The sequence below is a fragment of the Pseudoalteromonas sp. genome (genome assembly GCF_041613455.1).
GTDB lineage: Bacteria > Pseudomonadota > Gammaproteobacteria > Enterobacterales > Alteromonadaceae > Pseudoalteromonas.
In genome coordinates, this window is sequence record NZ_JBFJHD010000137.1 from 1 (window position 1) to 7,874 (window position 7,874).

General features: G+C 42.1%; 11 protein-coding genes. 5 read left to right on the plus strand and 6 right to left on the minus strand.

The features are described 5' to 3' along the window. Positions 1-283: phosphoribosyltransferase (locus ABYB02_RS12015; RefSeq protein WP_372762685.1), on the plus strand; the 283-nt coding region annotated here is incomplete at its 5' end. Between the two features lie 77 nt (positions 284-360). Here ABYB02_RS12015 and ABYB02_RS12020 read toward each other — a convergent pair. Beyond that, complete coding sequence (locus tag ABYB02_RS12020) at positions 361-1,017, minus strand: Crp/Fnr family transcriptional regulator (RefSeq protein WP_372762686.1); 657 nt, start codon at positions 1,015-1,017, stop codon at positions 361-363. 276 nt (positions 1,018-1,293) lie between these two features. Here ABYB02_RS12020 and ABYB02_RS12025 point away from each other — a divergent pair, with 276 nt between their 5' ends. After that, positions 1,294-1,530, plus strand: a complete 237-nt coding sequence (locus ABYB02_RS12025; protein WP_372762687.1) for a uroporphyrinogen decarboxylase — start codon at positions 1,294-1,296, stop codon at positions 1,528-1,530. A 39-nt stretch (positions 1,531-1,569) separates the two neighbouring features. On the opposite strand, the gene ABYB02_RS12030 is transcribed toward ABYB02_RS12025, so the two are convergent. The 5 genes from ABYB02_RS12030 to ABYB02_RS12050 form a co-directional block, all read right to left on the minus strand. Further along, complete coding sequence (locus ABYB02_RS12030; RefSeq protein WP_372762688.1) at positions 1,570-3,240, minus strand: amidohydrolase; 1,671 nt, start codon at positions 3,238-3,240, stop codon at positions 1,570-1,572. A gap of 104 nt (positions 3,241-3,344) precedes the next feature. Next, entirely contained in the window at positions 3,345-3,581 is a 237-nt protein-coding gene (locus ABYB02_RS12035; RefSeq protein ID WP_372762689.1) for an EF-hand domain-containing protein, read from the minus strand. A 9-nt stretch (positions 3,582-3,590) separates the two neighbouring features. After that, positions 3,591-3,827, minus strand: coding sequence for an EF-hand domain-containing protein (locus ABYB02_RS12040; RefSeq protein ID WP_372762690.1), 237 nt, complete (start codon positions 3,825-3,827; stop codon positions 3,591-3,593). 160 nt (positions 3,828-3,987) lie between these two features. Continuing rightward, positions 3,988-4,215, minus strand: coding sequence for a hypothetical protein (locus ABYB02_RS12045; RefSeq protein ID WP_372762691.1), 228 nt, complete (start codon positions 4,213-4,215; stop codon positions 3,988-3,990). Between the two features lie 12 nt (positions 4,216-4,227). Further along, entirely contained in the window at positions 4,228-4,461 is a 234-nt protein-coding gene (locus ABYB02_RS12050) for an EF-hand domain-containing protein (RefSeq protein ID WP_372762692.1), read from the minus strand. A 314-nt stretch (positions 4,462-4,775) separates the two neighbouring features. Here ABYB02_RS12050 and ABYB02_RS12055 point away from each other — a divergent pair, with 314 nt between their 5' ends. The 3 genes from ABYB02_RS12055 to ABYB02_RS12065 form a co-directional block, all read left to right on the plus strand. Further along, complete coding sequence (locus ABYB02_RS12055; protein ID WP_372762693.1) at positions 4,776-6,230, plus strand: sensor histidine kinase; 1,455 nt, start codon at positions 4,776-4,778, stop codon at positions 6,228-6,230. A gap of 1 nt (position 6,231) precedes the next feature. Next, entirely contained in the window at positions 6,232-6,759 is a 528-nt protein-coding gene (locus ABYB02_RS12060) for a hypothetical protein (RefSeq protein ID WP_372762694.1), read from the plus strand. A 2-nt stretch (positions 6,760-6,761) separates the two neighbouring features. Then, the coding region (locus ABYB02_RS12065) for a sigma-54-dependent transcriptional regulator (protein ID WP_372762695.1) at positions 6,762-7,874 on the plus strand (1,113 nt) is incomplete at its 3' end.

Here is a 7,874-nt window from a genome sequence, read left to right on the forward strand (position 1 = left end):
ACTATTAATTGTTGATGATGTGTTTGACTCAGGACGCAGTATTTTTGCATTAAAAGAAAAGCTTGCAGAGCTAATGCGATTAAACTTACCACGCGATATTCGTGTTGCGTGCCCGTATTACAAGCCAAAAAACTCTAAAGTAGATATGAAACCTGATTACTATATTCATGAATCTGAAGAGTGGTTAGTGTTTCCGCATGAGCTATCGGGTTTAACCCCGGATGAAATCATTGCAGGAAAATCAGACTTAGCGAAAATACACGACATCTTGCTAGAAAAGTAATGTGCCCGCGCACTGCATAAAAAAAAGGCCGTTATGGCCTTTTTTTATGGTTGTAATTAAAGTTTTAAGCGGGCACGTTATAATTGTGCAAAACTATCGACATATTCACTGAGCTTAGCGATATCCACCGCTTGTAATCCTTGCTGACTCCTTTGCACTAAGCCTTTTTCTACCAGTTCTGTAACCACGCGGCGGTAGGCACGCTCGGTGGTGGCAAAGCGCTCTGCTTCTGCATTAACTGTTGGGTACGCGCGCAGCAGGGTTGGGTTGTTATTCTCGGCTCGCAATAAGCAATCTTTAGCAATGTTGTAACTCAGTGGCAGCAGTAATTTATCTAAGTTAATTTTTTGATTTTCTTGAAACTTAGCCGCGATGGTTTGCGCGGTATACAAACTGAGCTCCGGCTTATCAAGCAATAGTGTGCGCCAATGCTTGAGTTCAATCAGATTATAAGTCACATCACTAAAACAGGTAACCGTGTAAATACACGGATTATTATTCAGTGCTTCTATTTCACCAATCAGGGTGTTATTACAATCGAGTTGACCAAGCAGCAAGCGTCGACCATTACCCACATCGTAACTAAACGACACTGTACCGCTACGCACAAGTACCAGCTTAGTTAAAGGTTGGTCCTGTTGTATTAATATTTCTTTTTTTGACTGCTGATAACTGCTACCGGCAAAGGTAAGTAGTTGTTCAACAAGATAACTGGAAAAATGGTATTGAAACATCAATCATGCTCTTCGGACAATTGTCCTATTTATTGCACCTTAATGACGATAGCATCAAAGCTCGATGAATTTATGTTAACTTAATTAACATATCTGGTGCTACTAATATTATCGGCTTTACTGTTGAGTTTATTATTTAAGCGTTGTTGCTGCAGATAATTAACAGTATGTTAAGCCATATATAGGGTAACTTTTATTTAGCTGTCACGTTGCTGTACATATTCAATGTACTCAAGTTCAAGGTGCAATGCTAACCTAAAGCCTAGGAGAGAACAATTGAGTTGGGAATATTTAGGTTATATCGCATCCGCTTTGCTGGTTGCTTCGTTAACCATGACCGACGTGGTTAAATTGCGCTGGTATAATTTATTTGGCTGTATTGCCTTTACTATTTATGGCGTGGCGATTGGTGCATTGCCCGTTGCTTTTACCAATGGTTTACTCGCGCTGGTTAATGCCTACCATATTATTAAACTGCATCGTAATAAACAGTCGATGAGTAAAAAGGATTAGCAGCGGCTAATCCTTTTTTGTAAACCGTAATGAGGCTGATTACTTGTCGCCTCGCGGTTGCTTTTCATAGCGTAGTTTGCCGGCAATCCAGGTTTGCAACACGTTTATGTTATACAGTTCTGTAATGGGGGCTTTAAAGTAGTCTTTATCGATTAAAATAAAGTCGGCCCATTTGCCTTGCTCTAGACTGCCTACTTTAAATTCTTGATGCGCCGCATAGGCACCACCTAGGGTAAAGGCGCGTAATGCATCTTCACGACTCAACACCTCACTTGCACGCCAGCCTGCTGTGGGTAACTGGTTATGATCCATGCGCGTTATAGTGGCATACAAGCCCTCAAAGGGGTTGGCCAATTCTATCGGGTAGTCAGATCCTGCGGCAATCACAGATCCCTGCTGTAAAAACGTTTGCCAAGCATACGCACCGCGCAGTTGTTTTTCGCTTAAACGTTGCTCTGCCATGTGCATATCAGAGGTCGCATGCACAGGTTGCATCGATGGAATAATTTTTAATGCTTTAAAGCGTTCAATATCGTCGGGGTGCACGATTTGCGCGTGCTCTATGCGGTTACGCAGTAATATGCCCCCGGTTTTTTTAAATACCTTTTCGTAGGCATCAAGTACGATGCGGTTGGCTTTGTCGCCAATGGCATGGGTGTTTGCGGTAAAGCCATGCTTGAAGCTGAGTGTAAACAGTTGCTCGAGCTTGTCTTGTGTTTCAAGCATTAAGCCATGGTGATTGTCTCTATCGGCATACGCTTCAATAAGTGCGGCGCCACGCGATCCCAGTGCGCCGTCGGCATACACTTTGATGCTGCGAATCGACATAAAGTCATTGCTATCTTGATAGCGACCGGCTTTTAGCATGGTTGTTAAATCAGGGCTTGCGGCACTCAGCATAGCAACAATACGTAACGGTAAATTGCCTAATTCACTGCGCTCTTTGTATAGCTGCCAGGTGCTTTTATCAATGCCGGCATCATGTGTTGAAGTGATGCCTAAACTGAGTAGGTGGTTACCGGCGGCATCTAAAGCATCACTCAAGGCTTGTTTAGATGGCGTTGGCATATACTGCTTAATTAATTGCTCGGCTTTATCAATAAAAATGCCGGTGGGATTACCTAAGTGATCTTTAATTATTTCGCCCCCTTCAGGTGCAGGGGTTTGTGCATTAATACCCGCAAGCTCTAAAGCTTTGCTGTTTACCCATATGGCGTGGCCATCAATGCGTGATAACACCACGGGGCGATCATTAACTACTTTGTCTAAGTCAGCGGCCGTTGGAAACTGCTTGTTTTGCCACAGCTCTTGGTTCCAGCCTCGGCCAATCAGCCACCCTTGCTGGTTGTTGGCAAAGCTTTTTAGCTGCTGCGATATTTCGTCAATGGAGCGCGTTCCGCGTAAATCGAGTTGCGATAAGTTATTGCCTAAACCAATAATATGGCCATGGGCGTCAATTAAGCCGGGTAATAAAGTATGGCCTTGGGCATCAATCAGCGTGGCATCGGGAAAGCTATTTTTTAATTTGTCGCCACCTAATCTGACTACTTTACCGTCTTTAATGACTAAGGTAGAAAATTGTTGTAGCTCGCCTTTATACAGGGGGGTGTAGCCATTGGCGTTATAAATCACCTTGGTTTGTGCAATGGCAGTGCTTGACACTGCGCAAAGACTCGCCAGCAGTAGAGGGAGTATTTTTTTCAGTAACATAGTGAGTGTGCTTTTTTATTGTTTGTTACATCAACATAGCAAACTCACTTTAGAATACCAACCACTTGAGGTGGTTGGTTAATATTTAACAGCGGATCATTAACTTATTTGCTCGCATATAAGCTAAATTCAGTTAAATTAAGATGGCCGTCTTTATCTTTATCGTAGCTTGCAAAGCGCGACCACAAAGCGGGATCGCTGGCTATTTCTGCTCGGGTTAATAGCCCATTGTCGTCTCGATCGAATGCTGAAAATTGTGCCGTAATGGTGATGCTGGCAGCTAAGCTGGCGGTGCTACAAATACTTAGCGCAGCCAGCGCTATATAGCGTATATTTTTCATATCAATTACTCAGTAAAGGTTGTTGGTGAGGTAATTTTTAAACTCAACCAGGGAAATTTGTTGATCGTTATTTTTATCCCACATCGTAAAGTTGTGTAATAGATGTGGTTGAGCTTCAAGTTCATGGCGCGATAAGTAACCATTTTTATCAGCATCAAGGTGATTAAAACGCTGTTTTACATCGAGTGCGGCACTCGTAAAACTGGTCAATAATAAGCCGCTGGCTAAATAAGCACGTATCTTCATGGTGTTCCTTGCTAAAGATTATCACAGTGTGCAATACAATAAGGAGAGTAAAGTATTTGCCATAATTTAATTCCCAACATTAAATCCGTTTACACACTCCCTCAGGGATTATGGCAAATACTTTGTAAGCTATCTTAACAAGATGAAGTTGAATCTAAACTTAAGGTTTAAATGCAGTGAATTCTTTTTTAGAAATTTTTTCATCGTTGTTTGTATCTAAGCTGGTAAATTGCTGCAAAAGCTGTTTGTCTTGTTGCGCTTCAATAAGCGAAATATAGCCATCCATATTTTTATCTAAAAAAGCAAAACGAGCATTAAACGTTGAAGCCAGTGCGGTGGCACTAATGGCTAAAAAAAGTAGTGAAAAAGCAGCGATAAGTTGTTGCATAATAATACTCCCTTACTTAATAAATTGTTTAAATTCACTTAACGACAATTGACCATTTTGATCGCTGTCTATTTGCGAAAAATTTTCGTGTAACACCGCATCTTCTCCCGCTTCGGCTTCACTCAGAGTGCCGTTACCATCTTTATCAAGTTGCTGAAACGTCGCCTCAAAATCCATAGCGTACGCCCCCATAGCAACCAAACCAACGGTGAGCAGGGGCAGTATTTTTAGTAACTGGTTGCGCATAGTGATCTCCTTTTTAAACTAAAATTTCATGCTTTATTAGCAAAGCCAATTCAAAAACGATGCCAACAATTTTACCTTTTTAAAAACAGTAGCTTGTGATTTTATGTAGCCCTATTTGAGTAATTTTTACCGAGTATTGCGCGCATTTTGCAACGTTATACAGCATGCTGATATAAAGTTTATAAAAATCAAGTGACTAGCGTGTCGCAATTTAGCAACACAGTGATTGCAGTGAGGGTTATAACTTGATTCAGCGCCTGTCTAAGTTACACCCTTAATAATAGGGCGTTTGCAATTTGCTAAGGACTCACGTTATGCCAAGAGTAATGGCACAAAAATACCAAGCAATGGTTAATTGGCGGCCTAATTTAATTAGCCAGTTTGTGATGAGTATGCTGTTGTCGCTGTTACCACTTTCATTAGTGGTTATTGTGTTTTTGAACGCGTTGAATAAGCAGTTAGCAGTTACTCAGCAAATTGTCAGCAATAACTACCAAGTCACCAAGTCATTTAATATATTAAAACAAGAGTTAAATAGTCTAGAGCGTGCGACTAGGCAAAATTGGGTATTAAAAAGTAAATCACTGGATTCACTCATCGTTGATAAATGGCAATCATCATTGCACTCCATTGATGAACTCATGCAAACCGCCCCAAGCGAGCAATACCAGCGGCAATGGCAGCGACTCACAACAACACTGCAGCTGGCGTATACGCAATTGGTAAAAGAAAAACAACAGCAAGCTGAAATTTTCCTGCCGATTAGCGAGTTGCTTGCTGAAATAACCTTATGGCTGCGTGATAAAAACGAACTGCAAATTACCAATAATCAACATGAAATAGCGCAATTACAGGGGGCATTTATTAACTGGTTAGTGGCACTTATTCCATTGACCTTATTGGTGGGGGGCGGCTTTTTATGGCGTATAAGTGGCCGTTTGAAAAGCTTAACCGCCGTGATCGATCAACTCGGTCAGGGTAATTGGCAACAAAAAATAGCGGTACAGGGATCGGCAGAACTGGTCGAGTTAGGCAATAAGTTACAGTGGGTGCAAGCGCAGCTACATCTACTAGAGCAGCAAAAAGATACCTTTTTACGCCATGTTACCCATGAGTTGAAAACGCCGCTAGCGTCTATGGTTGAAGGAACTGAGTTACTCAAAGATGAAATAGTGGGCCCAATCACAACTGAGCAGCAAGCGGTGCTTGAGCTTATTAGTCAATCTATGGTGCGCCTACGTACCATGATTGATAGCTTGCTTAGTTATAATGCAATTCGAAGCAGTAAAAATAGTGTGCTTGAGGTCAATTTTGACCATATGATTAATAAAATAAATAGCCATTTTGAGCACCGCTTAACAGCGCGCAAACAACGCCTGGTTTGGCATAATGGTGTGGCTAAGCCACTGGCGTTATCAGGCGAACTGATTGAAATGATTTTAGTGCAATTGATTTCTAATGGCTTAAAGTTTTCCCAGCAAGGGCAAGCCGTGTCAATAGTAATAGCACTGCAACATAAGCAATTAATCATCACCATCAGCGATGAAGGTTGTGGAATAAAAGAGCACGAAAAAGCGCATATTTTTAGCGCCTTTTATCAAGGCAAACATACTAAAGATGTGACCTTACAAGGCAGTGGGCTGGGGTTAACTATTGTTAAAGAATCTGTAGAACAATTACACGGGCAATTAGCCATAGAGCAAAATAGCCCTCAAGGTTGTCGTTTTATAATTACGCTTCCCATCATCAAAAATCAAGGAGTTAGTTAGTATGATTTTGCGTTTAATAGCCACTTTATGTGTGTGTGGTAGTGTCTTAATGGTATCGGGTTGTAAAACGAATGATACTCAACAGCCTACGGCTGCAGTAACAACGAAAATAACGCGCGATAAGCCGAGTCAACCAAGCCCTAAGCCGCGGCCTAAAACAGAACCGCAATACCCTTCAGCGGGGCAGCTGATCGCCTGGCATGCTAACCAATGTGGTGGTTTTAAATTAGCTGTTGATAACAAAGCGTATATTGGCGAAAAAGAGCTGAAGAATTTTTTTCATTTTATGTGTTTAAACAGCGCTAGCGACCCTAATTCAGTGATGAACAAGCTGCTTAAACTTGACCAAGCCTATTACTGGCCAGACGCTATAAAACAGTATTTGTGGTTGCAAAAACAACAAATAACGCTGCAAATAACGGTTAAAAAAGAGCAGCAAGCACTGCATGAAAAAATGCAACAAACGCTTTCTTCATTGGCAGCCATAGAGCAGCAACTGTTATTACGCGAAGAAACCAAGGAGCAGTAGTGATGTCAGCAACACAATCGAAAAGTGCCAAAATATTATTAGTCGATGACGATACTAGCTTATTAAAGCTGCTTGCTATTCGAATCGAATCAAAAGGTTATGAGGTGACCACCACAGAGAGTGGACTTGCTGCGCTGCAACTATTAAAAAGCCAAGTGTTTGATGCGGTTGTCACCGACTTACGAATGGATGAAATGGATGGCATGGCGCTACATCGTCAGTTGCAAAGCCGTTACCCAGCATTGCCGGTCATTATGATGACGGCACATGGTTCTATTCCTGATGCGGTGGAAGCCACTAAGCAAGGTATATTTGCTTTTATTACTAAACCAATTGATAAAGATGAGCTGTTTGACAGTTTAGCCAAGGCGATTGAAATACACGGGGTAAACGCCGATGAGCTCACCCCGAGCAGTAATATAGTGACCCGCAGTGGCGCTATGCTGCATTTACTTGAGCAAGTAAAGCTATTAGGACCCACTCAGGTCAATGTTTTAATATCCGGTGCCAGCGGTACCGGTAAAGAATTACTTGCTCAAGCGATTCACCAGCATAGCCATGTTAGTGACGGCCCTTTTGTAGCAATTAACTGCGGTGCAGTGCCGGGAGAATTGCTAGAGTCGGAATTGTTTGGCCATAAAAAAGGTGCTTTTACCGGCGCTGTCAAAGATCACCAAGGGTTATTTCAACAAGCAGAGGGCGGCACGCTATTTTTGGATGAAATAGGCGATATGCCGCTAAATTTACAAGTAAAATTATTACGCGTGCTACAAGAAAAAACCATTCGTCCGGTCGGCTTTCAACAAGAAATTCCCATCAATGTGCGCATTGTCTCTGCCACCCATAAAAACTTGCCTGAGGCGATTAGTAATCAGCAGTTTCGGGAAGATTTATATTACCGCTTAAACGTGGTTAACCTTAAACTGCCAGCGTTGTCTGAGCGCCGCGAAGATATAAGTTTACTCGCGCAATACTTTAGCGCCAATATTGCACAGCGTATGCAGCAAAACGAAAAACATTTTGCTAACGAGGCAATGCATGCGCTGGTGCGTTATGACTGGCCGGGTAATATTCGCCAATTACAAAACGTGGTGGAGCAAGTCGTCGCTTTAACC

Excerpts from the sequence above, each read along its gene's own strand:
- ABYB02_RS12060 (WP_372762694.1), top strand. The coding sequence starts at position 6,232 with ATGATTTTGCGTTTAATAGCCACTTTATGTGTGTGTGGTAGTGTCTTA.
- ABYB02_RS12020 (WP_372762686.1), bottom strand. The coding sequence starts at position 1,017 with ATGTTTCAATACCATTTTTCCAGTTATCTTGTTGAACAACTACTTACC.
- ABYB02_RS12040 (WP_372762690.1), bottom strand. The coding sequence starts at position 3,827 with ATGAAGATACGTGCTTATTTAGCCAGCGGCTTATTATTGACCAGTTTT.
- ABYB02_RS12050 (WP_372762692.1), bottom strand. The coding sequence starts at position 4,461 with ATGCGCAACCAGTTACTAAAAATACTGCCCCTGCTCACCGTTGGTTTG.
- ABYB02_RS12055 (WP_372762693.1), top strand. The coding sequence starts at position 4,776 with ATGCCAAGAGTAATGGCACAAAAATACCAAGCAATGGTTAATTGGCGG.
- ABYB02_RS12030 (WP_372762688.1), bottom strand. The coding sequence starts at position 3,240 with ATGTTACTGAAAAAAATACTCCCTCTACTGCTGGCGAGTCTTTGCGCA.
- ABYB02_RS12045 (WP_372762691.1), bottom strand. The coding sequence starts at position 4,215 with ATGCAACAACTTATCGCTGCTTTTTCACTACTTTTTTTAGCCATTAGT.
- ABYB02_RS12035 (WP_372762689.1), bottom strand. The coding sequence starts at position 3,581 with ATGAAAAATATACGCTATATAGCGCTGGCTGCGCTAAGTATTTGTAGC.